The organism is Rathayibacter festucae DSM 15932, from assembly GCF_004011135.1.
Taxonomy (GTDB): domain Bacteria; phylum Actinomycetota; class Actinomycetes; order Actinomycetales; family Microbacteriaceae; genus Rathayibacter; species Rathayibacter festucae.
The window spans coordinates 2,665,126-2,691,136 of sequence record NZ_CP028137.1; the positions used below are offsets into that span (position 1 = coordinate 2,665,126).

The following is a 26,011-nucleotide window of genomic DNA, read 5'->3' on the forward strand; positions in this document are numbered from 1 at the left end:
AGTGCGCGCTAATATTGCCCCCATAAACAATGTCTCAGTGCCCCTGAGGCTGCATTTATGGAGGTCACATGGCCAAGCGCGTCCTGCAGCCGCGTCCGGTGGTCGACGACGCCCTCCGCGTCACCGGTCAGCTGATCCGCACCGGGCGTGGCGATCGCGGCTGGTCGGCGGGCGAACTCGCGGGCCGTGCCGGCGTCTCCGAGCGCACCGTCCTCGCGGCCGAATCCGGTGCGCCGGGCACGGCGTTCGCGACGGTGCTGGAGCTGCTCGTCCTCACGGGCAGCGCGCCGTTCGGGATCGAGGACCCGGTCGAGATGGCTCGCCTGCGGCGCCGCGGAGAGGAGCGGCTCGCCCTGCTCCCCTCGCGAGTCCGACGGGCCGCGGCGGTCGTCGATGACGACTTCTGACCGCGCCTACGTCTGGACCTGGCTTCCCGGCGCCGAGGTACCCGTCGTCGCCGGACTCGTGGAAGCGGACGGCACTGCCACACGCTTCGCCTACGCGCGAAGCTATCTGGAGCGGCCGGGGGCGATCGCCCTCGCGCCCGAGCTTCCTCTGACCCGCGGCGCCCAGCCGCCGAGAGACGGTCTGGTCATCGCCGGCGCACTCCGCGACGGCGCGCCGGACGGATGGGGCCGCGGCGTCATCCGCTACGGACTCGGCCTCGGCGAGGACGACGATCTCGGCGAGATCGACTACCTGCTGCGCTCCGGCTCGGATCGCTTCGGCGCCCTCGACTTCCAGGAGTCGCCCACGGACTACGTCTCCCGATCCGACTCGGCGACGCTCGAGGAGCTGCGACGAGCCGCCGAGGCCCTGGAAGCCGGCGTGCGCCTGACCCCGGAGCTCGAGGCGGCGCTCGAGCACGGCACCTCCATCGGCGGCGCGCGGCCGAAGGCGACGCTCATCGGCGAGGACGGGCGTCGCTTCCTCGCGAAGTTCGCCTCCTCGACCGACCGGCTGTTCTCCTACGTCCGTGCGGAGGCGACCATGCTCGCACTCGCGGCGCGGGCGGGCATCGACGTGCCGAAGTGGGAGGTCGTCACCGCGGGCGGGAAGGACGTCCTCCTGCTCGAGAGGTTCGACCGGGGACCGGAAGGCACCCGTCGGCACGTGATCAGCGGACTGACCCTGGCGGGCGAGAGCGAGATGACGGCTCGCTACGTCTCCTACCCGGCGATCCTCGACGTCCTCCGGCAGTACGGCGACGCGACCGCCGGCGAGGAGCTGTTCCGCCGGATCGCCTTCACCATGGCCATCAGCAACAGCGACGACCACGCTCGCAATCACGCGGCGTTCTGGGACGGCGCCTCCCTCCGGCTGACACCCGCGTTCGACCTCACCCCCGGCCCGCGCTCGGGCGAGAGCGCCTCCCAGGCCATGGCGTTCGGCCGCCGGGGAGAGCGCCGCTCCTCCCTGCCGCTGCTGATCCAGCAGAGCGGGACCTACGGGTTGAGAACGAAGGAGGGACGCCGCATCACGGAGGACGTCGTCGCGGCCGTCCACGACGGCTGGCACGACGCCGTCACCGAGGCGGGACTCTCCGCTCGCGATCGCGATCGTCTCTGGGGCCGGCAGATCCTCAACCCCGCCCTGCACTACGACTGACGCCGGACCTGACGCGGTCGTGATCCTCCCGGCGGTGGCGCGGGGGTGTGCACGGTTCGCTGCATGCTGGTCGAGCAGCCCCGCAGGGGCGCATCGAGACCCACGCTCCAGAAAGACCGGGAGACGGAGGAAGCCCCGCCACCCGCCTCGTGGAGGCGCGTGCGGGGCTTCGGTCGCGATGCTGTGGCGAGTGAGGGATTCGAACCCCCGAAGGCTACGCCGTCTGATTTACAGTCAGATCCCTTTGGCCGCTAGGGTAACTCGCCGTCGCGCACCCGGCCGGGAGTCAAGCTCTCGACCGAAGGCGCTGGACAAGGATACCCACGCGCTCCCCGGATCGGAAATCGGCCTCAGCCCGCCGCCGCGGCGTAACGCGACGCCGCCTCGGCGACCTTGCCCGCGTAGCTCGTCGCCGGGTTGTAGGCCGCGATCGCGTCGCGCCAGCCGGACTGCGTGGTGAGGTCGCCGCCGGCCTGGCAGAGGTACCGCGCCGCGGTGACCGCCTGCTGGTCGACGTTCTGCGGGTCCCAGCCGCTCGACGCCCAGCGCATCCAGGTGGCGGGGATGATCTGCAGCGGGCCCATCGCGCGGTCCGTCTCGGGATCGCCGTCGAGCGCACCGCCGTCGTTGTCCTCGACGCGGTCGAACTGCGTGCCGTCCAGCGAGGGTCCGTAGATCGGCTCGGTGGGGCGCCCGTCCTCGCCGAGCTCGCCGCCGAAGATCGTGCCGTGCCGGCTCTCGACGTAGCCGATGCCGGCGAGTGTCGCCCAGTCGAGGCCGCAGCCGGGGTCGACGGACGAGGTGAGCAGCGCCGCGCCCGCGTAGGCCGTGAGCGCGCGCACCGGGATGCCGCTGCCCTCGGCGGTGCCGGCCAGCCAGTCACCGCTCGTGAGCTGTCGCACCGGAGTCGCCGCCGTCTCCTCGGGGTCCTCCAGCAGCGCGGGATCGGCCGCGGCGGGCGCCGGGGCGGCGGGCGGCACCGTCACGACTCCGTCCTCGTACTCCACCGCGGGCTCCGCGGGGCGGGTGCAGCCGACGAGCACGAGGCCGACGAGCGGCAGGATCAGCAGGGCGGGGAGGCGGCGCACCGTCCCTTCGTACCAGGCGCGCCTCCGGATCGGCCCGGCGGAGGTGCGAAAGCTAAGCTCGAAGGCATGGCAGATTCAACGTTCGACGTCGTCAGCAAGGTCGACAAGATGGAGGCGGACAACGCCCTCAACCAGGCCCACAAGGAGGTCGAGCAGCGCTACGACTTCAAGAACGTCGGCGCCTCGATCGCGTGGAGCGGCGAGAAGATCCTGATCAAGGCGAACACCGAGGAGCGGGCGAACGCCATCCTCGACGTCTTCCAGACCAAGCTGATCAAGCGCGGCATCAGCCTCAAGAGTCTCGACTCCGGTGAGCCCTTCGCCTCGGGCAAGGAGTACCGGATCGAGTCGACGCTCAAGGACGGCATCGATCAGGAGCAGGCGAAGAAGATCAACAAGCTGATCCGCGACGAGGCCCCCAAGTCGGTCAAGTCGCAGATCCAGGGCGACGAGCTCCGCGTCTCGTCCAAGAGCCGCGACGACCTGCAGGCGACGATGGCGCTGCTGCGCGGGGCCGACCTCGACCTCGACCTCCAGTTCGTCAACTTCCGCTGAGGGATGTCGCACTCCGAGAGCACGCAGACCCGCCGCGGCATCGACGCCCCCGACGCTCGGGGCCGCACCGGCCTCGACCGCGAGGGCTACGACCTGACCGGCAACCCCGACGTGGTCGTGAAGTCGGTGACCCTCCTCTCCAGCCACTGGTACGTCCTGCGCACCACCGAGTTCGAGTACCGGCACCGCGACGGCCGCTGGACCACCGAGCACCGCGAGACCTACGACCGCGGCAACGGCGCGGCCGTGCTGCTCTACGACCTCGAGGCGCGCTCCGTCGTGCTCGTGCGGCAGTTCCGCTACCCCACTTACGTCAACGGCAACCTCGACGGCATGCTGCTCGAGGTGCCGGCGGGCCTGCTCGACGAGGACGGTCCGGAGGAGGGCGCGCGCCGCGAGGCGTCCGAGGAGACCGGCCTCGAGGTCGGCCGGCTCGAGCACGTCTTCGACGCGTACATGAGCCCCGGCTCGATCACCGAGATGCTGCACTTCTACGCCGGCCCCTACCGCGCCGGCTCGAGCGACGGCGTCTACGCCGGGCTCGCGGACGAGGGCGAGGACACCGAGCTCGTCGAGCTGTCCTTCGACGAGGCCCTCGCGCAGATCGGCGTCCAGATCATCGACGCGAAGACGATCATGCTGCTGCAGTGGGCGGCCCTGAGCGGCCCGTTCTCGCGCTGACGCCGGGCGCCGTATCGCGCCGAGGCGGGACATCCATGCTGATCGAGTAGCCCGCGGAGCGGGCGTATCGAGATCCACCGGCGCCGGAAGACAAGTCTGCAGACCCGCCCTTCTGAGGGCCGTGGGTCTCGATACGCCCCTGCGGGGCTACTCGACCAGCATGAATCTCCTGCTGACCGAGCAGCCCCGGAGAGAGCGCGACTCATGCTGATCGAGTAGCCCTCGAAGAGGGCGTATCGAGATCCACCGTCGTTCGGAGGCCGGGTCTCGAGACGCCGCTGCGCGGCTGCTCGACCAGCAGAGGCCCTCCGAGGGCCGTCCGGTCAGGCCGTGTACGCCCGCAGCGCGTCGCCGGTGCGGGTCTGCGCGCCGGCGACGAGGTCGGCCGGCGTCCCCTCGAAGACGATCGACCCGCCGTCGTGCCCCGCGCCGGGGCCGACGTCGATGATCCAGTCCGCGTGCGCCATCAGCGCCTGGTGGTGCTCGATCACGATCACCGAGGAGCCGGAGTCGACGAGGCGGTCGAGCAGGCCGAGCAGGTTGTCGACGTCGGCCAGGTGCAGGCCGGTCGTCGGCTCGTCGAGGATGTAGACCGAGCCCTTCGAGGCCATGTTGATCGCGAGCTTCAACCGCTGCCGCTCGCCGCCGGACAGCGTGTTCAGCGGCTGCCCGAGGGTGAGGTAGCCGAGCCCCACGTCGACGAGGCGGGCCAGGATCGTGTGCGCCGGCCCCGATCCGAAGAACTCCGCCGCCTCGACGATCGGCATCGAGAGCACCTCGTGGATGTTCTTCCCGCGCAGCCGGTACTCGAGCACCTCCGCGGTGAACCGCTTGCCCTCGCACTCCTCGCAGATCGACGACACGGTCGCCGCTGGGCCGAGCTCCGTGAAGATCAGCCCCGCGCCCTTGCAGACCGGGCAGGCACCCGCGGAGTTGGCGCTGAAGAGCGCCGCCTTGACGCCGTTCTCCTTCGCGAAGGCGGTGCGGATCGCATCCAGTACGCCGGTGTAGGTGGCGGGGTTGCTGCGCCGCGAGCCGCGGATCGGCGACTGGTCGGCGACGATCACCCCCGGCCGCTTCGCCAGAGAGCCGTGGATCAGCGAGGACTTGCCCGACCCGGCGACGCCGGTGACGACGGTGAGCACCCCGAGCGGCACGTCGACGTCGACGCCGCGCAGGTTGTGCGTGGACGCGCCGCGGATCTCCGCGACGCCGGTGCGCCGGCGCACGTCGATCTTGAGCGGCACCCGGTGGTCGAGGTGACGCCCGGTGAGGGTGTCGGACTCGCGCAGAGCCTCGACCGAGCCCTCGAAGCGGATCTCGCCGCCGTGCGAGCCGGCCCGCGGCCCGAGGTCGATGACGTGGTCGGCGACCGCGATGATCTCCGGCTTGTGCTCGACGACGAGCACGGTGTTGCCCTTGTCGCGCAGTCGACGCAGCAGCTCGATCACCCGCGAGACGTCGTGCGGGTGCAGTCCCGCGGTCGGCTCGTCGAAGACGTAGGTGATGTCGGTGAGGCTCGACCCCAGGTGCCGCACCATCTTCACCCGCTGCGCCTCGCCGCCGGAGAGCGTCCCGGACTCGCGGTCGAGCGAGAGGTAGCCGAGCCCGACCTGCACCAGCGCGTCCAGCGTGCCCAGCAGCGCCTCGACGATCGGCGCGACGGAGGGGTCGGGCACCCCGCGCAGCCACTCCGCGAGGTCGGTCGCCTGCATCGAGGAGCACTCGGCGATGTTCCGGCCCGCGATCAGCGAGCCCAGCGCCGCGCGGGTGAGCCGCGCTCCCCCGCACTCCGGGCAGGGGCCGAAGGCGGCCACCCGCTCGGCGAAGGCCCGGATGTGCGCCTGAGCCGCCTCCTTCGCGAGGTAGAGCCGGGTGACCTTGACCACGAGGCCCTCATAGGTCATGTTGATGCCGGCGATCGGCATCTTGACGGCCGGCTTGTACAGGAAGTCCTCGAGCTGCTGAGGAGTGAAATCGGCGATCGGCACGTCGGCGGGATAGAGCCCGGATTCGGCGAGGCTCTTCCAGTACCAGCCGCCGACGACGAAGTTCGGGATCGCGTCGAGCGCACCGCCCTCGAGCGACTTCGAGCGGTCGAGCAGCGCGTCGAGGTCGATGTCGGAGACGCGGCCGGTGCCCTCGCAGCGCGGGCACATTCCCTCGGGCAGGTTGAACGAGAACGCCCCACTGGTGCCGACGTGCGGGTCGCCGATGCGGCTGAACAGGATGCGGAGCATCGTGTAGGCGTCGGTCGCGGTGCCGACGGTGGAGCGGCCGTTCGCGCCCATCCGCTCCTGGTCGACGACGATCGTCGCCGACAGCCCGTCGAGAGACTCGACGTCCGGCCGGGCCGGCGAGCCCATGAACTGCTGCAGGAACGCGGAGTAGGTCTCGTTGATCAGCCGCTGCGACTCGGCCGCGATCGTCCCGAAGACCAGCGACGACTTGCCGGAGCCAGAGACGCCCGTGAACACCGTGATCCGGCGCTTCGGGATGTCGACGTCGACGCCGCGGAGGTTGTTCTGCCGGGCCCCGCGCACCCGGATGACGTCGTGCGGGCTGCTGTCCGGACTCGTCGCGGGCAGGTCGGGCATCGTCATCGGGTCTCCGTCCGTCAGCGGTGCCCGAAGCCTAGAGGAGGCCTCCGACGTCCGGGAGTCGCCGAGGACGACCGGACCGGAAGGGCCCCCTCAGCACCGCGGTCTGGTGCTCACTGGTCGTGGCCGACCCACACGACAGTGCGCGTGCTCTGCTGCCAGGGCTTGTCCGTGGGCCAGCTGCGGAGGGTGATGGTCTGCGGGTTCGGCAGCGGCCGGTCGAAGGTGACTCGGAAGCTGCCGGTCCCATCGGTGTCGACCGGGGGCAGCGCGGGGTCCTCGCCCAGCCGGAGCTGGAGCTTCTGACCCGCGGGGACGACACCCTCGATGCTCGTCGACGTGATGTGGACGATCCTGATGGGTGAGTCCTCGACGCTCTCCGGGATCCGCGCGGGGGCGGTCGGTGCGCCGTCCAGGACGATGCGCTCGGCGATCGTGTGGTCCTTGAACGTGGCGACCAGGCGGGTGCTGCCGCCGGGCGCGTCCGGCCTCGCGGTCAGGGTGAAGTGCCCGTCCGCCGCGATGACAGGGTCGGAGACGGGCAGGCCGTTCTTCGTCGCGTCGACGCTGTCCTGGGGCATGGTCTGCAGCTGCACGACCGCGCCCGCCGTGACGGTGCCGATCACGGTGCGGCCCTCGACGCGGAGGTCGGGTCCCCACTCCACGACGGGCTCGGGCTTGGGCTTGCCCGTGGTGGTGACCGTGACGGTCTTGCCGGTGCTCGCGAATCCGGAGGTGTCCGAGGTCGAGGAGTAGAGCTCGTACGTCGAGCTGATGCCCGGCTCCTGGAAGCCCTTCTCGTTGCGGCAGACCCAGAGGCCGACCGTGTTCACCTTCGTCGCCCCGCAGATGAGGGCGTGGGTGTTCGGATTCCAGATCTGCACGAACGAGCCCGGCGTGCCCGTCCCGGTGAACGAGGTCACACCGTCGACGGTCGCCGCAGCTGCGGGCGCGGTGAAGCCCCAGTCCCGCTGCACCTTCGCCACGGTGGCGAGCACCTTCTCCTCCGTCACGATCGGTGTCGCGAAGGCGTTCTTCGACGGCGCCCACAACGGCAGCGCGTCGAGCGCGTGCCGGTAGCGGCTCTGCATCGTCGTCCGGATCGAGCCCAGCGGCGTCGTGAACTCGTCCACGTGCACCGGCGTCGGGTTGGTCGTGGGCAGCGCGTCGAGGTCGACGTGGTGCTTGAACCCGTTGATCGACACCCCGCCGTTCTCGTTCATCGTGTCCGCCCACTTCTTGCGGAACTCCGTGAACACGGCACCGTTGTTGTACACGTCCAGCAGAGCATCCAGCCCCTGATCCAGACTCAGCACCCCCGCCTCAGCGATCCGGGCGAGCTCCTGATCCGTCGCCTCCCGGATCAGCCGCTTCTGCTCCTGACCGCCAGAGGGTCCACCGCCCGTCGTCAAGTCGTCCCCCGCGCTCAACTGCTCCAGATCCACCTTCGTCTGCAGATAGTCGGCCCGATACCGGGCCTCGTCCATCCGGTCCGAGACGGCGTCGCGCATCGCGTCGGCCATCGCGCCCGCCTGCTTCTCCAACGACGGCAGCGCCCAGTCCTTGAACGCCACCGCCATCTGCTGACCCGCATCCATCGCCCCCTCCACCGGCGAGGTGCGCGACCAGATCGACGCCGCCGTGTACAGGATCATCAGCGGCGCCAGCTCCGGCATCGCAGCCGTGAGCATCCCCGCCATCGAGAAGATGTAATCCGTCTCACTGCCACCCTGACTGAACGCGATCGTCGACGTGATGAACCCGACCACCGCCCCCGCACCACCGACCGTCGTCGCGATCCGCGACCCCAGCATCGGCGCGATCGTCGTCACGATGTCCGCCGTCGTGTTCGTGATCGACAGCGCACTCACATCCCCCTGCACCAACCCCAGGACATCCAGCCCGATCCCTGCCGCGCTCAGCGAGTCCGACCCCGCCAGGAACCGGAACGACGCCTTCTCCAACCCCGCTACGACCTTCGGATACCGCGCCCACACCCCCGACGCCAGACCCGGCCCCTTCACCTGCCGGATCGCATCCCCCACCGGATCCGCCAGCACCCGCCGCTGCACCGCCCGCGGACCCTCGAACGCCGACCCCACCTCCGCCGCCACTAGCGCCTTGAAGGCCGCCGCGTCCTCCTGGGACGGACGCCGGTGCACCGTGACCGCGCAGGTGAGGCACGACTCCCCCGAGCGCGCCACGCGTCGGTCCTCGGACCCGCCGGGTGAAGCGGACCGGCTCGGCGCCCCCTCCGGCGCTGCGGGCGGAAGATCGGGCGGTTCCGGCGCCTCCCACGTCCCTCTCATCGGCACGACGTCGGTCCGACCCCGCAGGTCGGGGGCCTCCCAGTCGGCGAAGCCGTGAGGGACGGTGACATCGAGCGTCGTCAGCAGCTCTCCCTTGAGCTCGAACATGCTGGCGTTGTACTCGGGGCGCGTCACGACGCCCCGCTCGCGCGCGAAGGTGAGCTCGGTCGGCGGATGCAGGGCCATGCTCAATCGGGCCGCCGCGGCGCGGCGCCAGGCCTCCCGCTGCGCCGCGGGCGTGCCGGCGGCGAGAGACCTGTCCGTCGCATGCCTCTGAGCCCGCAGGAACCACGGATCCACGCCGATCGAGGGGAACTCCTCCTTCGTGAACACCGGCGCTTCACCCTTCGGGCCGGGCGACGTGAGCACCGCCCGCGCCCTCGTCAACCCGCCCGGACCCCCGTGGGCGAACACCTCCGTCAGGTTCTCCTGGATCTCGGCGTCACCGTCCGCGGGACCGGTCAGCGGCCACCTCGTCCACTCGGGCGTGAGGACCCAGATTCCGCCCGTCGGCTCGGCTCCCGCCGCCGCTGCCACCGCGTGCATGAGCTCGTGGTGCACGGCCGTCTCGGTGCTCAGGATCCGCCCCTCCCCCGAGGCGGGGTCGAACCACATCGACCGTGCCGAGTCCCCCTCCTCCCAGAAGTCCGGGCTCAGGCTGATCATGCTGCCCACTCCCGCGAGGTCGGGGTCGAAGGTCGTCGCCGTCGTCCCGTCGAGCCCGCTGTGGGCACGTCCTGCGAACACGATCTGCACGTCCGACGTCACCCGCGCTGATCCGTCCGGCCCGGAGACGGTCCAGACGGACGTCGCGTCGGGGCCGACGAGATACGGGATCGCCTTCAGCTCGAGGGCGCCCGTCGGGGTCGCTCGGATGCGATCGAGGACGTCCGAGACCCGATCGACCAGCGTCTGGAAGCGGTCCTCCGACAGCACCGCTCCGTCCGGGTCCAGTCCGTTCTCCCGCGTCCGCGCGGACGGGATCATGTCCGTGACGCCGATGCCCGGCGCCACGCGGACGACCCGGTACGGAAGGTCCGACAGGGGATGCTTCAGGGTCAGCCCGTCCGCGCCAGGACGACGGACGTCCACGCGGTGCGTCGGCGCGCTCGCGCCGGGCGGAGGAGGCTGAGTCATCGCCTGCGCCGGCGGTGCCAGCAGCGCGGCCAGCAGTGTCAGGACGACGACCACGGCTGCCGTCCTCGCTCGCTTCGTCCGACCGTCGACCCCTGCTCGTGCGCTCATCCCAGGGACGGTAGCGATCCCGGGGAGTCCACAGCGGGCCTGCTCGGCGTCCTGGCGCGCGGCGCACGAACGCCCTGATCGAGCGACGACGAGCGCGTGGGAGTCGGTCGTGCAGACCTCCCGCCGCGGTCAGCCGGTGGACCCCGCTCCGCGCCGTCCCGAGGGCCGCCGGGACGCACGGAAGGGCCCCCGGATCGCTCCGGAGGCCCTTCGACGGCGGACGTCAGCTCGAGACGGTCTCGCCGCGCGAGATCGAGATCATGTCCTCGCGCGGAACGACCTTGACGCGGACGCGGCCCTGCGGAGCGCCGAGCGCCTGCTCGTGCTCGTCGAGGCGGTGCCAGCCGTCGAGGTCGGTGTAGGCGACGCCGCGCTCCTCGAGCAGGGCGACGACCGCCGACTCCTCGGGGTGCGCCGGGGTCCACCAGGACGCCTGGTCGTTGAGCACGTGCCCGACGGTCTCCATCGCGTCCGACTTGGTGTGCCCGATCAGGCCGACCGGTCCGCGCTTGATCCAGCCGGTGGCGTAGACGCCGTGCACGGGCTCGTCGTTGTCGTCGAGGACCTGGCCCTCGCGGTTCGGGATGACGCCGCGCATCTCGTCGAACGGCAGGCCGTCCAGCGGGGAGCCGAAGTAGCCGACGGCGCGGTAGACGGCCTGGACCGCGATCTCGCGGATCTCGCCGGTGCCGCGGGTGCCGCCCTCGCCGTCCGGCTCGGTGCGCTCGTAGCGGATGGCCGAGACGCGGCCGGCGCCGTCGTCGACGAGCTCGAGCGGCTTGGCCCAGAAGTGCAGGTGCAGGCGGCGCGAGGCCGAGCCGACCTCGCGGGTGCGCCACTGGTTCAGCACCCGGTTGATCACCATGACCTGCTTGTTCGTCTCGATGGCGGCCTGCGAGGCGGCGTCGAGCACGAAGTCCTCGTCGGCGACGATCATGTCGACGTCGCGCAGCTCGCCGAGCTCGCGCAGCTCGAGCGGGGTGAACTTCACCTGCGCCGGTCCGCGGCGGCCGAAGACGTGCACGTCGGTGACGGGCGAGGCGGCCAGCGCGTCGTAGACGTTCGGCGGCACCTCCGTGGGCAGCAGGTCCTCGGCGTGCTTCGCGAGCATCCGCGAGACGTCCAGCGCGACGTTGCCGTTGCCGATCACGGCGACGGAGGAGGCCTCGAGCGGCCAGGTGCGCGGCACGTCGGGGTGGCCGTCGAACCAGCTGACGAAGTCGGCGGCGCCGTAGGAGCCCTCCAGCTCGACCCCGGGGACGTCGAGCGGGGCGTCGCGGATCGCACCGGTCGAGAAGATCACGGCGTTGTAATGCCGCTTGAGGTCCTCGAGCGTGATGTCGGTGCCGAAGTGCACGTTGCCGAAGATGCGGATGTCGCCGCGGTCGAGCACCTCGCGGAGCGCCGTGATGATGCCCTTGATCCGCGGGTGGTCGGGCGCGACGCCGTAGCGGACGAGTCCGTAGGGCGCCGGCAGGTGCTCGAACAGATCGATCGAGACGTCGTACTTCTTCTCGGCCTTGATCATGAGGTCGGCGGCGTAGATGCCCGCGGGACCCGCGCCGACGATGGCCAGCCTGAGCTTGGTCATTGCATTCCTCCTGCCGGGGCGCCGAGGCGCGTCTCCGGACTCATTCCTGCGGCGCTCGAATGCGCGCCGCGACGATTCGGTCAGCCGTTGCGGTCGACGACCGTGTCGGCGAAGCGCGTGAGCGCCTTGCGGACCGGCCCGTCGGGCAGCGGGGCGAGGGCGTCGACGGCCTCATCGGCCCAGGCGTGGGCCTCGGCGAGGGTCTGCGCCGTCACGGGGTGGTCGCGCAGCTGCGCGATGGCGTCGGAGATGTCGGCGCTCTGCTCGTCGGTGTGCGCGATCGCGTCGTTCGTGCGGCTGACGTAGCTCTCGATCCGGGCGAGCAGCACGGCCGCGTCGCGGTCGGTCGCGGCGCGCTCGCGCAGGCGCAGGATCGGCAGCGTCGAGACGCCGGCGCGGATGTCGGTGCCCGGGTTCTTGCCGGTCTCCTCCGGCTGCGGTGAGAGGTCGATCACGTCGTCGACGATCTGGAAGGCGACGCCGATCTTCTCGCCGAAGACGCGCACCGCCTCCTCGAAGGGCGCGGGCGCCTCGGAGAAGACGACGCCGGTGCGGGCGGCGGCGGCGATCAGCGAGCCGGTCTTGTCGGCCAGGACGCCGAGGTAGTGCTCGACCGGGTCCTCGCCGGCGCCCGGTCCGACGGTCTCGTGCAGCTGGCCGAGGACGAGGCGCTCGAAGGTGTCGGTCTGCAGCCGGATCGCGCGCTCGCCGAGCTCGGTCATCAGCTGGTTCGCCCGGGCGAAGAGCAGGTCACCGGTGAGGATGGCGACGTTGTTGCCCCAGACGGTCTGCGCCGACGGCACGCCGCGGCGCTTCTCCGCCTCGTCCATCACGTCGTCGTGGTAGAGCGAGCCGAGGTGGGTGATCTCGATGGCCTGCGCGGCGCTGAGCACCTCGGGGGTGTTGCCCCGGCCGAGCTGCGCGGTGAGCAGGGTGAGCATCGGCCGCACGCGCTTGCCGCCGGCCTCGAGCAGGTAGCGCGTCGAGACGTCCGCGACCGCGTCCGCGAAGGACAGCTGCTGGACCATGCCGGCCTCGACCCGCTCCAGCCCGTCGTCGATCGCGCGCGCGAGAGCGCGGTCCGGAGCGGTCGAGAAGATGCGCTCGGAGAGGCCGAGCTGCGCCGTCAGAGACGGACTGCGGCGGGCGACGGGCGCACTGGCGTTCACACTCAAACCCTAACGTCTCGGCCCGGCAGGCCCCTGGGTGCGCATCAGGTCGCCGCGATCGGCTTGATCCCGCGGTGCAGCGCCACGATCCCGGCGGTGAGGTCGCGGTAGGCGACGCGCTCGAAGCCGGCCGCGCGGAGCCAGCCCGCGACGACCTTCTGCTCGGGCCAGGCGCGGATGGAGTCGCCGAGGTAGTCGTAGGCCGGGTCGTTGGAGGAGGCGAGGCCGACGATCACGGGCATGACCTTCGACAGGTAGAAGTCGTAGGCGGCGGCGAGCGGCTTGAGCGGCGGGGTCGAGAACTCGCAGATCACGACGCGGCCGCCGGGCTTGACGACGCGGAAGAACTCGGCGAGCGCCGTCCGCGGCTCGGAGACGTTGCGCAGGCCGAAGGAGATGGTGACGGCGTCGAAGGAGTCGTCCTCGAAGGGGAGCTTCATCGCGTCGGCCAGGACGAACTCGATGAGCTCGTTCTCGGCGTGCCGGCGGCGGCCGACCGAGATCATCCCGCGGGAGAAGTCGGCGGCGACGACCTGTGCTCCGGAGCGCGCCAGCGAGGCGCTCGAGGTGCCGGTGCCTGCCGCGACGTCGAGGATCCGCTCGCCCGGCGCCGGGTTGACGGCGCGGGTCGTGGCGATCCGCCAGAGGTGGTCGTTGCCGACGGACAGGACGGTGTTCGTCAGGTCGTAGGCGGGCGCCACCGTGTCGAACATGGCAGCGACCTCGTCGGGCCGCTTGGTGAGGTCTGCCTTTGTCACGATCAACGAGTCTAGGGCGAGGAGCGGAGTGGCGGCTGTGCATCCACCGCCCTTGCACATCCGCTCAGGCGACCGGCGCCGGACCGGCGGAACCGCGCGAGGGGAGCGGGACGGGAGGGAGGTGCCGGGGCCGCCTTGCTCCGCCTAGCTGCGGCGACCCCGGACGAGGAAACCGTAGCAGCGGACCCCCGGGCGAGGGTGGTCCCGGCGCACAACGTCTCGCTTTCTGCGGCGGGCGTACTGTGGAGCAGTGACATCGACCGGGGCCGGAGCTCCTCCCCTCCATGCCGAGACGACTCCGCTCGACGGCCCGCACGAGCTGATCACCCGCGTCGATCCGCGGCAGCCGCTGCTCTGGCAGCGCGGCGGCGCAGGACTGGCCGGGCTCGGCGAGGCTCTGCGGCTGGAGTTCTCCGGCCCGGATCGCATCCGCGAGGCCTCCGCCGCGTGGCGCGAACTGTCGGCTGCGGCTGTCGTCGCGGATCCGCTCGGCGTCCCGGGCACGGGACTGGTGGCCTTCGGGGCCTTCGCCTTCTCCAGCCGGTCGAGCGCGACGAGCGTCCTGATCGTCCCCCGCGTGGTCATCGGCTCGCGGGGCGGACGGTCGTGGGTGACCCGCATCCGCACGGCCGACGAGACGGCCGGCTCGACGGCGGTCCCCGCTCCGCTGCCCTTCGGCGACGAGTTCCGCCTCCCCCTCCTGCCCGGTGCGATGACGCCGGACGCGTATCGCGCCGCGGTCGCGTCGGCCGTCGGCTCGATCCGCTCGGGCGCCCTCGAGAAGGTCGTCCTCGCCCGCGACCTGCAGGGACGGCTCCCCCGGGACGCCGACCGCCGTCGGCTGCTCCGCGATCTCGCGAACGGCTACCCGGACTGCTGGACCTTCGCGGTCGACGGCTTCCTCGGCGCCAGTCCCGAGACGCTCGTCGGAGTGGACCACGGCGCGATCACCGCGCGCGTCCTCGCCGGCACCAGCGCGCGCGGCGGCGACGCGGAGGAGGACGCCGCGATCGTGCGCGCCCTCCTGGCGAGCCCGAAGGACCGCTCCGAGCACGCGTTCGCCATCGCCAGCCTGCTGCGCGAGCTGCGGCCGCACACCGGCGCGCTCACGACCACTCCGGAGCCCTTCGCTCTGAAGCTGCCGAACCTGTGGCACCTCGCGACCGACGTCCGCGGGACACTCGACGACGCCTCGACCGCGCTCGACCTCGTCGACGCCCTGCACCCGACCGCCGCCGTCGCCGGCACGCCGACCGACCGCGCGTTCACCCTGCTGGAGGAGCTCGAGCCCTTCGACCGCGGCCGCTACGCCGGTCCGGTGGGCTGGATCGACGGCAACGGCGACGGCGAGTGGGCCGTGGGCCTGCGCAGCGCGCAGGTCTCCCCCGACGGCGCGGTCACCGCCTGGGCCGGTGCGGGCATCGTCGCGGACAGCGACCCCGCCACCGAGCTCGCGGAGACCGGCATGAAGTTCCGGCCGATCCTCGACGCCCTGAGCTGACGGCTGCGGCCGCCCGAGATCAGCGTGCGAGGACGATCTCGACGATGCCCGGGCCCTCGCCCGGCGAGGTGAGCGCCTGCTCCAGCTCGCCGCGGGTGGCGACGAGGCGGTGCGACCAGCCGTAGGCCGTCGCCAGGGACGCGATGTCGACGGTCTGCGGCGTGAACTGCACGCGGTCGAAGGCGTCGGGAGCCGAGCTGGTGGCGACCTCGAGCCCGTCGAAGATGGTGCCACCGCCGTCGTTCACGACGACGAGCTGCACGCGCGGTCGGCGCTCGCCCGGGGCGAGCAGCAGTCCGCCCGCCTCGTGCAGGAGCGTGAGGTCGCCGAGGACGACGCGGGTGGCGCCTCCCGAGCCCGCGTCGGCGGACTGCGAGGCGACGGCGATGCCGAGGGCGGTCGAGACCGTGCCGTCGATGCCGGCGAGCCCGCGGTTGGAGTGCACGGTGATCCGCTTGCCCGGCAGCGAGCCGTCCGCGACGCGGATGAGGCGGGAGGCACCGAAGAGCAGGCGGTCGTGCGGCCAGGTGACGCGCCAGACGGCGGCGACGACGAACTCGCGGGTGAGCGGTGCGCGAATCGCGGTCAGGGCGTTCCGGGCGTAGCCGCGGCGGTCCTCGATCGACATCGAGCCGCCGTCGGGCGCCTCGGGGATCGCGTCGGGGTCGGCGTCGGCCAGGAGCGCGCGGCTCGCCGACACCCAGGAGCCGGCCCAGGCGCGCTCCGACCGCTCGGGCCGCGGCGAGTCCTCGGGACGGACGACGGTGAGGGCGCGGACGCTGCGCGCACGGCGGCCGGGGTTGTAGAACTCGCGGCGACCGCGGTCCACGACGATCACCTCGACGTCCTCGCGGCGCAGCAGCTCCGGGACCTCGCGGGAGAGGGTCGGGTGGCCGAGGACGATCGCCCGGCGGACGCGGCCGCCGAACTCGGACTCGGCGAGGAGGCGTCGCCAGGCGACGACGAGCTGCGGACCGAAGCGGGCCCCGGAGGAGACCTCGGCGAGCAGCGGCCAGTCGCCGGCACGGGCGAGCGCCTCGGCCTCGGGCCCGGCCTTGTCGCCGGCGATGACGACAGTGAGGGGCTCGAGCGGGCCGGCGGCGATCGTCTCCGGGGCGACCGCGGCCTCGTCCGGGGCCGGTGCGGCGGATCCGGGCTCGGGCACCTCGAAGGCGGGCAGGCGCGAGGACAGCGGGTCGCGGAAGGCCAGGTTGAGGTGCACGGGGCCGCCCGGGCGGGATGCCGCGGCGTGCGCGCGGTCGGCGAGGGCGCAGGCCGACTCCGCGGGCGTCTGCGCGTCGGGGGCCGCGACGTCCTCGAAGAGGCGGACGGCGCGGCCGAACAGCTCGACCTGGTCGGTGGTCTGGTTGGAGCGGATGCCGCGCAGCTCGCCGGGGCGGTCGGCCGTGAGCACGATCATCGGCACGTCGGACGCGTCGGCCTCGAGCACGGCGGGGTGCAGGTTGGCGGTCGCGGTGCCGGAGGTCGTGATCAGGACGGCCGGCGAACCGGTCTCGAGTGCGAGGCCGAGGGCGAGGAATCCGGCGGAGCGCTCGTCGATCCGGACGTGCAGCCGGATGCGGCCGCGGGTCTCGAGCTCGGCCGCGATGAGCGCGAGTGCCTGGGAGCGGGAGCCGGGTGAGACGACGACGTCGCGGACGCCGAGCGCGACGAAGCGGGTGAGGAGGTCGACCGCGAAACGGGTGGAGGGGGCGACCGGAGCCGCGTCAGGCATCCCGACGGCCGGTGCCGTCCGACTCGCCGGAGTCGTCGAGATCGGCGAGGTCGCGCTCGAGCTGGGCGATGCGCTCGGCCTGCTCGCGCTCCTTCTCCGGGTCGCGCTCGCGGCGGAGGGTGCCGAGGAAGTCGGGGTCGTCGTCCGGGGCCGTGAAACGGCGGCCCTCGGAGCGCTGCTTGCGGGGGCGGCCGATCCAGAACCAGAGGCCCGCGCCGATGATCGGCAGCAGGAGGACCACGAGGACCCACGACCACTTGGGGATCGCGCGCACCGAGTGGCGATTGCTCAGGGCGACGTCGATCACGGTGTAGACCGTGAAGACGGCGAGGGCCACGAGCAGGCCGATGAACAGGCGGATCATAGTGTCCAGTGTACGTCCGGGGTCCTCGAAGGAACCGGGCGCACGGATGCTGGACAGGGAGCTCCCGGGGTGCTCACGGACGCGCATGCAGGGGCCGACGTACACTTGCCCGGTGAAACTGAGCCGCGCGGTCGTCGTCTACTCGCTCCTGCGTCTGGCCATGTTCGCCGGCGTCTTCGTGCTGGTGTACCTGCCGGCGCGCTCCTTCGTCGACTCCGAGCTGACGGCGGCGGTGACGGCCGGCTTCGTCGCCGCCATCGCGAGCATGTCGCTCTCCTACATCGTGCTGCGCAAGCCGCGGGAGCGGATCGCCGAGGCCATCTACGAGCGCCGCAAGGACGTCCCGCGCACGCCCACCGACGACGACATCGAGGACGCCGCGGTCGACGCGGCCCGCGACGGCCGCCCGGGCGCCTGACCCCGCCACTCGCGGAGCCCGCGCAACGGGCGCCCTTTGCTGATCGAGTAGCGCGCGCAGCGCGCGTATCGAGATCCACGACCGTCGGCACGGCGGTCTGCAGACTCGGCGTCTCGGTGACGGTGGTTCTCGATACGCCCCTCCGGGGCTACTCGACCAGCATGCGGAGTCGGTCAGAAGGCGAGGGCCGCGCCGAGGATCGCGGCGTAGGCGAGGCCGCTCAGGCTGGTCAGCTGCAGGGCGAGGATGAGCTCCTTGGCCGTGCGGGCCGTCAGGGTGATCAGGATGGCCGGCAGGACCGCCAGCAGGACGAAGAGCGTCAGCCAGGCGAGCGGGTAGAACAGCGCCAGCACGACCGCGATCCCGAACGGCACCAGCACGAAAGCGCTGTACATCGCCCGCGCGATGGTCGGGCCGACGACGACCGCGAGGGTCCGCTTGCCGGAGAGGCGGTCCGTCGGGATGTCGCGGATGTTGTTGACCATCAGCACGGCGCAGGCGAACAGGCCCGCGGCGACGGCGCCGAGCCAGGACTCCTGGTTCGCGCGGCCGATCTGCACGAACGTCGTGCCGACGGTGGCGACGAGTCCGAAGAACACGAAGACGAAGAGCTCGCCGAGGCCGAGGTAGCCGTAGGGGCGCCGGCCGCCGGTGTAGAACCAGGCGGCGGCGATCGCGGCGGCGCCGATGATCAGGAACCACCAGAAGCCGGACAGGAAGGTGAGCACAAGGCCCGCGACGCCCGCGATGCCGAAGAAGACCAGCGCAACGGTGAGCACGGCGCGGGGCTTCGCGGCGCCGGAGCCGGTGAGCCGCGAGGGGCCGACGCGGTTCGCGTCCGTGCCGCGGATGCCGTCGGAGTAGTCGTTGGCGTAGTTCACGCCGATCTGCAGGGCGAGCGAGACGACGAGGCAGAGCAGGGCGCGCACCCAGTGCCAGCCCTCGTCCGTGACCTGCGTCGCTCCGGTGCCGATCAGGACGGGGGCGATCGCGAGCGGGAGGGTCCGCAGCCGGGCTCCGGCGATCCACTCGCGCGGGCCGGCGGGCTGCACGACGACGCGGCGGGGGTCGCCGCCGGGGCGTCCGCTCCGGGGCTTCGCCGACGGCTTCTTCTTGCGACTCGAACTCGACACGGAGGGAATCCTACCGAGTGGTCCCTGCCCGTCCCGGGCCGTCGGCCGCCGGGCGACGCGTCGTTCTCCGCCCCCGTCCGGGCCTGTGCTCAGCCCGCTCCGTCCGCCGCGAGGCTCTCGAGGGTGCGGCGGTCGGGCTTCCCCGAGGCGAGCAGCGGGATCTCCGCGAGGGCGAGGACCGCCGCCGGGCCGGCTGCTCGGCCCAGCCGCTCGACCACCTCGGAGCGCACCCGCGCCAGGTCGGCGTCCGGCGTGGTCGTCGCGACGACCGGCACCTCGCCCCACTGCGCGTCCGAGCGGCGCACCACGACCGCGTCGGGCAGGAGTCCGTCACGCAGCACCCGTTCGACGGCGTCCAGCGAGACCTTCTCCCCGCCCGAGACGATCACCCGGTCGAGGCGGCCGGTGACGCTCAGGCGGCCGTCCTCGACGACGCCGGCGTCGCCGGTGCGGTACCAGCGCTCGCCGTCGAGCGAGACGAAGGCGGCGGCGCTGCGCTCAGCGTCGATGTAGCCGTCCGCGTCGAGGTAGCCCTCCGCGAGGGTCGGGCCGCCGAGCAGGACCTGGCCGTCGATGACGCGCATCCGCACGTCTCGCAGCGGGACGCCGTCGTAGACGCAGCCGCCGGCGGTCTCGCTCGAGCCGTAGGTGAGCCGGATCCGCACTCCGAGCGCGGCGGCCCGGTCGCGCAGCGTCTGCGGGGTCGACTGGCCGCCGATCAGCAGCGCGTCGAAGGAGGCGAGGACCGCGGCCTCGGCGGGCGCGCTCTCCGCGAGGTCGAGCAGCCGGGCGAGCTGCACCGGGACGAGCGACGAGTAGCGCCGCTCCCCCGCGGGCATCGTCCGGGCGAGGGCGAGGAAGGCGGCGGCGTCGAAGCCGCCGGCCGGCAGCACGACCGGGTCGGCGTCGGCGGTCAGCGAGCGGACCAGCACCTGCACTCCCGCCACGTAGTGCGTCGGCAGGCAGAGCAGCCAGCGGCCGGGACCGCCGAGCTCGGCGAGGGTGGCGGAGGCGCTGGTCAGCAGCGCAGAGGTGGCGAGCGCGACGCGCTTGGGCGGGCCGGACGAGCCGGAGGTCTCGACGACCACGGCGACGCGCTGCGGGACGGACGCGTTCGCATCGGGGTCCGACTCCACTCCCGGGGCCGCGATCCGCACGGCGGGACCGCTGCCGTCGAGCGCCGCGCGCAGGGCGATGAGCACCTTCTCCGGCGCCGCGTCGACGGAGGCGAGCGGGCGGGTCATCGCCGCGCCGCCCCGGATCGCGCCGGCCCGGTCCCGGCCGCCATCGTCAGAACTGCCACGGGAACGGCGACCAGTCGGGCGCGCGCTTCTCGAGGAAGGAGTCGCGCCCCTCGACGGCCTCGTCGGTTCCGTAGGCGAGGCGGGTGGTCTCGCCGGCGAAGAGCTGCTGGCCGACGAGGCCGTCGTCGACCGCGTTGAAGGCGTACTTCAGCATCCGAATCGCGGTGGGCGACTTGGTCAGGATCGTCTCGGCCCACTCGAGGGCGGTCGCCTCGAGCTCGGCGTGCGGGACGACCGCGTTCACGGCACCCATCTCGTAGGCGCGCTGCGCGGAGTACTCGCGGGCGAGGAAGAACACCTCGCGGGCGTTCTTCTGGCCGATCTGGCGGGCGAAGTAGGCGGAGCCGTAGCCGGCGTCGAACGAGCCGACGTCGGCGTCGGTCTGCTTGAAGCGGCCGTGCTCCTCGGAGGCGATCGTCAGGTCGCAGACCACGTGCAGCGAGTGCCCGCCGCCGGCCGCCCAGCCGGGGACGGCGGCGATGACGACCTTGGGCATGAAGCGGATCAGCCGCTGGACCTCGAGGATGTGCAGGCGGCCGTTGCGCGCCGAGTCGATGCCCTCGGCGGTCTCGCCGTCGGAGTAGCGGTAGCCGTCGCGGCCGCGGATGCGCTGGTCGCCGCCCGAGCAGAACGCCCAGCCGCCGTCGCGCGGGCTGGGGCCGTTGCCGGTGAGGATGACGACGCCGATGCGCGGGTTCGTCCGCGCGTCCTCGAGGGCGCGGAACAGCTCGTCGACGGTGCGCGGGCGGAAGGCGTTGCGCACCTCCGGCCGGTCGAACGCGACCCGGGCGATGCGGCCCGACCGGTCGTGGTGGTAGGTGATGTCCTCGAGACCGTCGAACCCGTCGACCGGCGCCCAGCGGCGCGCGTCGAACAGCTCGGAAACCTGCGTGCTCATGGCCTCGACCCTACTGTCGGGGGCTGGGGGCGGGATCGGGGCCGCTGCGCGAGGCCGCCTCTGCTTGCTGGTCGAGTAGCCCGCAGGGCGTATCGAGACTCCCGGCACCAGGACTGCGGATGACGTGGATCTCGATACGCCCGCTGCGCGGGCTACTCGATCAGCATGAGAACGGACTGCTCCGCCTCTGCATGCCGGTCGAGTAGCCCGCAGGGCGTATCGAGACCCGCGGCACCAGCACTGCGGATGACGGGAATCTCGATACGCCCGCTGCGCGGGCTGCTCGATCAGCATGAGGTGCGCCCGCTAGGCGGGCTGCTCGATCAGCATGGGGTGCGCCCGCTAGGCGGGCTGTTCGATCAGCATGAGGTGCGCACGCTGCGCGGGCTGCTCGATCGGCAGAGAGTGCGCCCGCTCCGCGGGCTCCTCCGTCGGCGCCGACCCCGGGGACGCGAAGAGGGACCCCGCGCAGGCGGGGTCCCTCGACGGGTGGTGCGGTGGTGCTACTTCGCGGCGGAGGTGGTGCGGTTCTCGGCCGACACCATCCAGGCGTACTGCTCGAGGCTCTGGATGATCGCGTGCAGGAGATCGGCGCTCGTCGGGTCCTCGTCGTCCACCTGGTCGTGCACCTCGCGCATGGTGGCGGCGGTGTTCTCGAGGCGGATGGTGATGAGGTCGACGGTCTCGGCGGTGTCGATCTCGCCGTGCGGGTACTCCGGGAGCGTCGTGGTCGCCGCGACGGTGTCGCTGCGGCCGTCCGGGATGCCGTGCAGCGCGCGCATGCGCTCGGCGATGTCGTCGCTGAACTCGCGCGCAGCCTCGATGATCTCGTCGAGCTGGAGGTGGAGGTCGCGGAAGTTCTTGCCGACGACGTTCCAGTGCGCCTGCTTGCCCTGGACGTGCAGCTCGATCAGGTCGACGAGGACGATCTGGAGGCTGTCGAGCAGCTCCTTGGAGGCCTTGAAGCCCTTCTCGGCGTTCTGGCGGCGGCTGGTCTTCGCTCCGGAGCCCGCGGGGGCTTCGACGTGGCGTTCGAGGGTGGTGGTCATGGACCGTTCCTTTCTCTGACAGTGCCGGGATGCGGAAAACCCGACTTCGATTGTGACTCTTTCGGCTGGACGTCGCCCGGACGCGCGGGGTGCGCGACCTGGACGGCGCCGGGACTGCGGGGGCGGGGCGCCCGGGGCTAGATCGTCGCGACCGAGCCCGAGTCGACGCGGTAGTTCGAGCCGTTCACGAACGAGGCGCGCTCCGAGCAGAGGAACGCGATGACCGCGGCGACCTCCTCGGGCCGGCCCCGTCGCTTCAGCTCCATGTAGGGCCGCTCCTCGTCGAGGAAGGACGAGATCGCCTCCTCCTTCGAGGTGCCGTTCTCGTCGGCGCGCTTGTCCATCATCGCGTCGGTCATCGGCGTGTGGATGAAGGCCGGCGACACCGCGTTCACGAGCAGGCCCTCGAGGGCGTAGGAGCGGGAGAGGCCCTTGGCGAGCGCCAGCACGCCGGCCTTCGCCGCGCAGTAGGGCAGCTCGTCGTCGTAGGGCTGCACCGCGTCCTCGGAGGCGGTGAGCACGAGGCGGCCCCAGCCTCCGGAGCGCAGGTCGGGCAGGAACTCGCGGACGAGCCGGACGGGGCCGAGCAGGTCGGTCTCGAGCGTGCTGGTCCAGCCCTCGTCGTCGATCTCGTGGAAGAGGCCCTGGGCGCCGGTGACGCCCGCGCACTGCACGAGGATGTCGATCTCGCCGACGGCCTCGGCCGTCCGCTCGTGCAGGGCGGCGAGCTCGGAGACGCTGGTGACGTCGGCGGCGAAGGCGTGCAGCGGCCCGTCCGCGGCGCCGAGGCGGGCGGCCGCCTCGTCGAGCTTCCCCTGGTCCTTGTCGCTCAGGACGACGGTGACGCCCTCCGCGAGCAGGAGCTGGGCGGTGTGCCAGCCGATGCCGGAGTCGCCGCCGGTGACGAGGGCGGTGCGCCCGGAGATGCCGAGGTCCATCTGGTCTTCCTTCCTGCCGTTCCCGGGCACGCCGCGCAGGACGGACCGGGTGATGAGTCCGGTTTACGCGCCGCGGCGGGAGCCCCTCAACCGGGTTGCGCGAACCCGTCGCCGGGTCTAGCGGTGCGCCGCGTCGATCGTCGGGGCTCAGACGCCGCCGTCAGCGCTCGCCGATCTTCTCGGGCGCCAGCTCCTCGATCGTGATCGCGGCGTTGATCAGCGCGAGGTGGCTGAGGCCCTGCGGCAGGTTGCCCCAGAAGGCGAGGTCGTCGACGGCCACCATCTCGGACATGATGCCGACGTCGTTCGGCACCGTCTCGACCAGCTCGTCCATCAGGGCGATCGCCTCGTCGTGCCGGCCGACGCAGGCGAGGGCACCGGCGAGCCAGAACGAGCAGGCGACGAACGGATGCTCCTCGGCCTCCATGCCGGAGTAGCGGAACAGCAGGGCGCCGCGGCCCAGCTCCTTCACCAGCGCGTCGATCGTCGAGACCATCCGCTCGCCGCGCTCGTAGCCGCTCGGTGCGTGCAGCAGGACGGAGGCGTCCAGCTCCTCGGTGCCCGGGTACATCACGTAGGAGCCGAGCTCCTCGGACCAGCAGTTCTCCTCGATCCAGTCGCGGATGCGGTCGCGCTCGAAGCGCCAGCGGTCGGGGCTGCCCGCCACCTGCCCGAGTTCGGCGAGGTGCACGGCGGCGTCGAGCGCCTGCCAGCAGCCCATCTTCGAGGAGGTGTAGTGCTGCTCCTCCTCGAGCTCCCACATGCCGGCGTCGCGGTTGCGCCAGAGGTCGCAGGTGGTGTCGGCGACGCGGGCGAGCAGCCGTCCGGTCTCGATGTCGAGGACGTTCCCCTCGTCGACGTAGATGCGGCAGATGTCGAAGAGGTCGCCGAAGACGCCGAGCTGGAGCTGGCTCTGCGCGCCGTTGCCGGCGAGGACCGGGCCGATGCCCGCGTAGCCGGGGACGTCGTACTCGGTCTGCTCGGTCGGCAGCGAGCCGTCGAGGCCGTAGAAGATGTGCAGATCCGGTCCGTGCTCCTTGATCGTGCGCAGGAGCCAGGAGAGCGCCGCGTGCGTCTCCTCCCGCAGGCCGAAGCGCACCAGGGCGTGCGCCGTGTACGCGGCGTCGCGCACCCAGGCGAAGCGGTAGTCCCAGTTCTTGCCGCCGTTGGGCGACTCCGGGAGCGAGGTGGTGGCGGCGGCCGCGATCGCGCCGGTGGGCGAGTAGATCAGCAGCTTGAGCGCGAGCGCGCTGCGCTGCACCGCTCCGGCCCAGGGCCCGTCGTAGGAGAACTCGTCGGACCAGGACTGCCAGCTGGCGAGCGTGCGGTCGATCCCGCGGTCGACGTTCACCGCGACCGGGAAGTGCAGGGGCTCGTCGTGCGTCGCCGAGACGACCAGGACGTGCCGCTCGCCTCCCGCGGTCGCGACGAAGCCGCCGGCGAGCTCGTCGCCCGCGCCGGAGGGCGCCGACTCGTCAACCGGTCCGTGGTCCTTCCCGGTGACGCCGATGGTGATGTCGCCGGCCCGGATCAGCGAGCGGCCGTCCGCGTTCTGGATCCACGGGGAGAAGGTGCCGAGGCCGGTGCCGGGGCGGACGACCCAGCGCATCCGGACCTCGCCGTCGGTGCACTCGACTCGGCGCGCCAGCTCGGCCCACGGCAGGCGCCCGGCGATGCCCGTCACCAGCGCGTCGGTCACCGTCACGGTGCCGGACTCGGTGGTGAAGGTGGTCTCGAGCACGTTCGTGTCGCCCAGGTAGCGGCGGGTCGTCTCCGCCGGCTCCTCCGGGGAGAGCTCGATGCAGCCGCCGGTCTTCGCGTCGATCAGCGCGGCGAACGCGGGGGTCGAGCCGAGGTCGGGGACGGGCAGCCAGTCGACGCTCCCGTCGCTCGCGATCAGCGCGACGGTGCGACCGTCGCCGATCGCCGCGTAGTCGCGCAGGGGTCTGGTCGCTCGGGGTTGAGCCATGCCCTCACGCTAGGCGGCGCGCGGGTCGTCGGCTCGGGCTTGCGAGGTCACCCGGTTGCCGGTACCGGAGGCTCAGGTGGCGGCGACTCCGCCGTAGGCCTGCATCCGCTCGGTGAACTCGGCGCGGTCGCCCTCCTCGAGGATCGCGTTGGCGTACCCCGCGAGGAACGCGCCGCTGTCCGGCGGCGTCAGCCCGACGTCGTCGAGCATCCGCTCGACGTCTCCGGTGCTGTCGGCGCCGAGATCGACGAGGCCGATCTCGATCGCGGGCACGTCCTCCACCGTGGAGTAGGCGGTGACGACCCAGAGCGCGGCGCCGGCCTCCTCGTCGCTCAGATCGCCCTCGTACTCGTAGCCCACCTCGGACCACTCCGCCGGGGTGTCGGCGACGTCGACGGCGTCGAAGCCCAGCGGCGCGACCGCGGCGGTGAAGACGTCGACGACCGCCTGCTTGGCGTCGGCGGAGCCGAGGTCGGCGTCGGCATAGCTGGTGGCCGAGATGTAGTCGTAGAGGAGCGACGGGCCGCCGTAGCCGTTCTCCGAGCGCTCGTAGTACTCGTCGTCGGCCGAGGTCCAGCCGTCCAGGACGGTCGACTCGATCGCCGCGACGGCCGCCTCGGACTGCGCGATCGCGGCCTCGGCCGACGGCTGCGCGAGCACGAGCGCGGCGTCGCCGTCCTGGTAGCCCGGGTAGTCGTAGAGCGGGTCCGACGGGTCGCCGCTGCCCGGACCCTCGGTCGCCTCGCCGAACGGCTCGTCGGTGAAGCCGGGCGCCGCGGTCGGCAGGGCGTCGGCGGTCGCGTCGATCGCGGTGCCGATGCCGAGAGCGAGCAGCGTGCCGAGCACACCGGTGTAGACGACGCCGACGACGATGCTCGTGCCCAGGGCGATCCAGCCGCCGGTGCCGAGCGGCCGGGGTGCCCCCGGGACTCCGGGCGGCACCGCGGGCGACGGGCTCATCGGGGGCGGGCTCACGGGTACCTGGCTCATCGCATCCCTCCGGGGTCGAGCGTCGTGGACGCCAGTCTCGCACGGGGGCGGGCACCGGTCGGCGGCGAGGACGGGCTGACCGCAGTCGTCGTCGACGCGGCAGGAGCG

Annotated in this window: 21 protein-coding genes and 1 tRNA gene; 6 read left to right on the forward strand and 16 right to left on the reverse strand. The window is 72.2% G+C overall.

What is annotated here, in order from left to right; all coding sequences use genetic code 11:
• Nucleotides 1-68 precede the first annotated feature (68 nt).
• Together C1I64_RS12325 and C1I64_RS12330 are read left to right on the forward strand one after the other, a co-directional pair.
• On the forward strand, nucleotides 69-407 hold the full coding sequence (locus C1I64_RS12325; protein WP_123705330.1) for a helix-turn-helix domain-containing protein: 339 nt from the start codon (nucleotides 69-71) through the stop codon (nucleotides 405-407).
• Complete coding sequence (locus tag C1I64_RS12330) at nucleotides 394-1,608, forward strand: type II toxin-antitoxin system HipA family toxin (protein WP_127887404.1); 1,215 nt, start codon at nucleotides 394-396, stop codon at nucleotides 1,606-1,608. Before C1I64_RS12325 ends, C1I64_RS12330 begins: the two co-directional genes overlap by 14 nt.
• Before the next feature lie 184 nt (nucleotides 1,609-1,792).
• Here the strand turns inward: C1I64_RS12330 and C1I64_RS12335 are convergent.
• Together C1I64_RS12335 and C1I64_RS12340 are read right to left on the reverse strand one after the other, a co-directional pair.
• Nucleotides 1,793-1,874 (reverse strand) — tRNA-Tyr (locus tag C1I64_RS12335).
• A gap of 84 nt (nucleotides 1,875-1,958) precedes the next feature.
• Nucleotides 1,959-2,696, reverse strand: coding sequence for a lysozyme family protein (locus C1I64_RS12340; RefSeq protein ID WP_127887405.1), 738 nt, complete (start codon nucleotides 2,694-2,696; stop codon nucleotides 1,959-1,961).
• A gap of 66 nt (nucleotides 2,697-2,762) precedes the next feature.
• Here C1I64_RS12340 and C1I64_RS12345 point away from each other — a divergent pair, with 66 nt between their 5' ends.
• Nucleotides 2,763-3,251: a YajQ family cyclic di-GMP-binding protein gene (locus C1I64_RS12345; RefSeq protein WP_123447856.1), complete on the forward strand. Its 489-nt coding sequence runs from the start codon at nucleotides 2,763-2,765 to the stop codon at nucleotides 3,249-3,251.
• Nucleotides 3,252-3,254: 3 nt separating this feature from the next.
• Nucleotides 3,255-3,932, forward strand: a complete 678-nt coding sequence (locus C1I64_RS12350) for an NUDIX domain-containing protein (protein WP_123705333.1) — start codon at nucleotides 3,255-3,257, stop codon at nucleotides 3,930-3,932.
• 323 nt (nucleotides 3,933-4,255) lie between these two features.
• Here C1I64_RS12350 and C1I64_RS12355 read toward each other — a convergent pair whose 3' ends face one another.
• The 5 genes from C1I64_RS12355 to ubiE all read right to left on the reverse strand — a co-directional run bounded on the left by C1I64_RS12355 (nucleotide 4,256) and on the right by ubiE (nucleotide 13,604).
• A complete protein-coding gene (locus C1I64_RS12355; RefSeq protein ID WP_127888553.1) occupies nucleotides 4,256-6,529 on the reverse strand; it encodes an ATP-binding cassette domain-containing protein in 2,274 nt (757 codons plus the stop codon).
• 116 nt (nucleotides 6,530-6,645) lie between these two features.
• Entirely contained in the window at nucleotides 6,646-10,032 is a 3,387-nt protein-coding gene (locus tag C1I64_RS12360) for a hypothetical protein (RefSeq protein ID WP_127887406.1), read from the reverse strand.
• Nucleotides 10,033-10,309: 277 nt separating this feature from the next.
• Nucleotides 10,310-11,677 carry an FAD-dependent oxidoreductase gene (locus C1I64_RS12365; RefSeq protein ID WP_123447859.1) on the reverse strand — a complete coding sequence of 456 codons (1,368 nt, stop codon included), beginning with the start codon at nucleotides 11,675-11,677 and terminating at the stop codon, nucleotides 10,310-10,312.
• Nucleotides 11,678-11,757: 80 nt separating this feature from the next.
• Nucleotides 11,758-12,846 carry a polyprenyl synthetase family protein gene (locus C1I64_RS12370; RefSeq protein WP_123447860.1) on the reverse strand — a complete coding sequence of 363 codons (1,089 nt, stop codon included), beginning with the start codon at nucleotides 12,844-12,846 and terminating at the stop codon, nucleotides 11,758-11,760.
• 44 nt (nucleotides 12,847-12,890) lie between these two features.
• On the reverse strand, nucleotides 12,891-13,604 hold the full coding sequence (gene ubiE / locus C1I64_RS12375) for a bifunctional demethylmenaquinone methyltransferase/2-methoxy-6-polyprenyl-1,4-benzoquinol methylase UbiE (protein ID WP_123705614.1): 714 nt from the start codon (nucleotides 13,602-13,604) through the stop codon (nucleotides 12,891-12,893).
• A gap of 250 nt (nucleotides 13,605-13,854) precedes the next feature.
• Between ubiE and C1I64_RS12380 the strand changes: the two genes are divergently transcribed.
• The gene (locus tag C1I64_RS12380; protein WP_127887407.1) at nucleotides 13,855-15,105 is read left to right on the forward strand and encodes an isochorismate synthase; all 1,251 of its coding nucleotides are present in this window, start codon (nucleotides 13,855-13,857) and stop codon (nucleotides 15,103-15,105) included.
• A gap of 19 nt (nucleotides 15,106-15,124) precedes the next feature.
• Here the strand turns inward: C1I64_RS12380 and menD are convergent, their stop codons facing one another.
• Together menD and C1I64_RS12390 are read right to left on the reverse strand one after the other, a co-directional pair.
• Nucleotides 15,125-16,840: a 2-succinyl-5-enolpyruvyl-6-hydroxy-3-cyclohexene-1-carboxylic-acid synthase gene (gene menD / locus C1I64_RS12385; protein WP_127887408.1), complete on the reverse strand. Its 1,716-nt coding sequence runs from the start codon at nucleotides 16,838-16,840 to the stop codon at nucleotides 15,125-15,127.
• A complete protein-coding gene (locus tag C1I64_RS12390) occupies nucleotides 16,833-17,204 on the reverse strand; it encodes a PLD nuclease N-terminal domain-containing protein (RefSeq protein WP_123447864.1) in 372 nt (123 codons plus the stop codon). The genes menD and C1I64_RS12390 overlap by 8 nt, the downstream gene beginning before the upstream one ends.
• Before the next feature lie 112 nt (nucleotides 17,205-17,316).
• Between C1I64_RS12390 and C1I64_RS12395 the strand changes: the two genes are divergently transcribed.
• Complete coding sequence (locus tag C1I64_RS12395) at nucleotides 17,317-17,622, forward strand: DUF4229 domain-containing protein (RefSeq protein ID WP_159422135.1); 306 nt, start codon at nucleotides 17,317-17,319, stop codon at nucleotides 17,620-17,622.
• A gap of 173 nt (nucleotides 17,623-17,795) precedes the next feature.
• Here the strand turns inward: C1I64_RS12395 and C1I64_RS12400 are convergent, their stop codons facing one another.
• From C1I64_RS12400 to C1I64_RS12430, 7 genes are all read right to left on the reverse strand, one after another.
• The gene (locus C1I64_RS12400; RefSeq protein WP_372487876.1) at nucleotides 17,796-18,755 is read right to left on the reverse strand and encodes a 1,4-dihydroxy-2-naphthoate polyprenyltransferase; all 960 of its coding nucleotides are present in this window, start codon (nucleotides 18,753-18,755) and stop codon (nucleotides 17,796-17,798) included.
• 89 nt (nucleotides 18,756-18,844) lie between these two features.
• Nucleotides 18,845-19,999 carry an AMP-binding protein gene (locus C1I64_RS12405; protein ID WP_127887410.1) on the reverse strand — a complete coding sequence of 385 codons (1,155 nt, stop codon included), beginning with the start codon at nucleotides 19,997-19,999 and terminating at the stop codon, nucleotides 18,845-18,847.
• Between the two features lie 46 nt (nucleotides 20,000-20,045).
• Nucleotides 20,046-20,957 carry a 1,4-dihydroxy-2-naphthoyl-CoA synthase gene (locus C1I64_RS12410; RefSeq protein WP_123447867.1) on the reverse strand — a complete coding sequence of 304 codons (912 nt, stop codon included), beginning with the start codon at nucleotides 20,955-20,957 and terminating at the stop codon, nucleotides 20,046-20,048.
• Nucleotides 20,958-21,460: 503 nt separating this feature from the next.
• Entirely contained in the window at nucleotides 21,461-22,006 is a 546-nt protein-coding gene (locus C1I64_RS12415; protein ID WP_123446594.1) for a Dps family protein, read from the reverse strand.
• A gap of 137 nt (nucleotides 22,007-22,143) precedes the next feature.
• On the reverse strand, nucleotides 22,144-22,944 hold the full coding sequence (locus C1I64_RS12420; protein WP_127887411.1) for an SDR family NAD(P)-dependent oxidoreductase: 801 nt from the start codon (nucleotides 22,942-22,944) through the stop codon (nucleotides 22,144-22,146).
• 160 nt (nucleotides 22,945-23,104) lie between these two features.
• The gene (locus C1I64_RS12425; RefSeq protein WP_127887412.1) at nucleotides 23,105-24,913 is read right to left on the reverse strand and encodes a glycoside hydrolase family 15 protein; all 1,809 of its coding nucleotides are present in this window, start codon (nucleotides 24,911-24,913) and stop codon (nucleotides 23,105-23,107) included.
• A 72-nt stretch (nucleotides 24,914-24,985) separates the two neighbouring features.
• Complete coding sequence (locus C1I64_RS12430) at nucleotides 24,986-25,888, reverse strand: hypothetical protein (protein WP_164874535.1); 903 nt, start codon at nucleotides 25,886-25,888, stop codon at nucleotides 24,986-24,988.
• Between the last annotated feature and the right edge of the window lie 123 nt (nucleotides 25,889-26,011).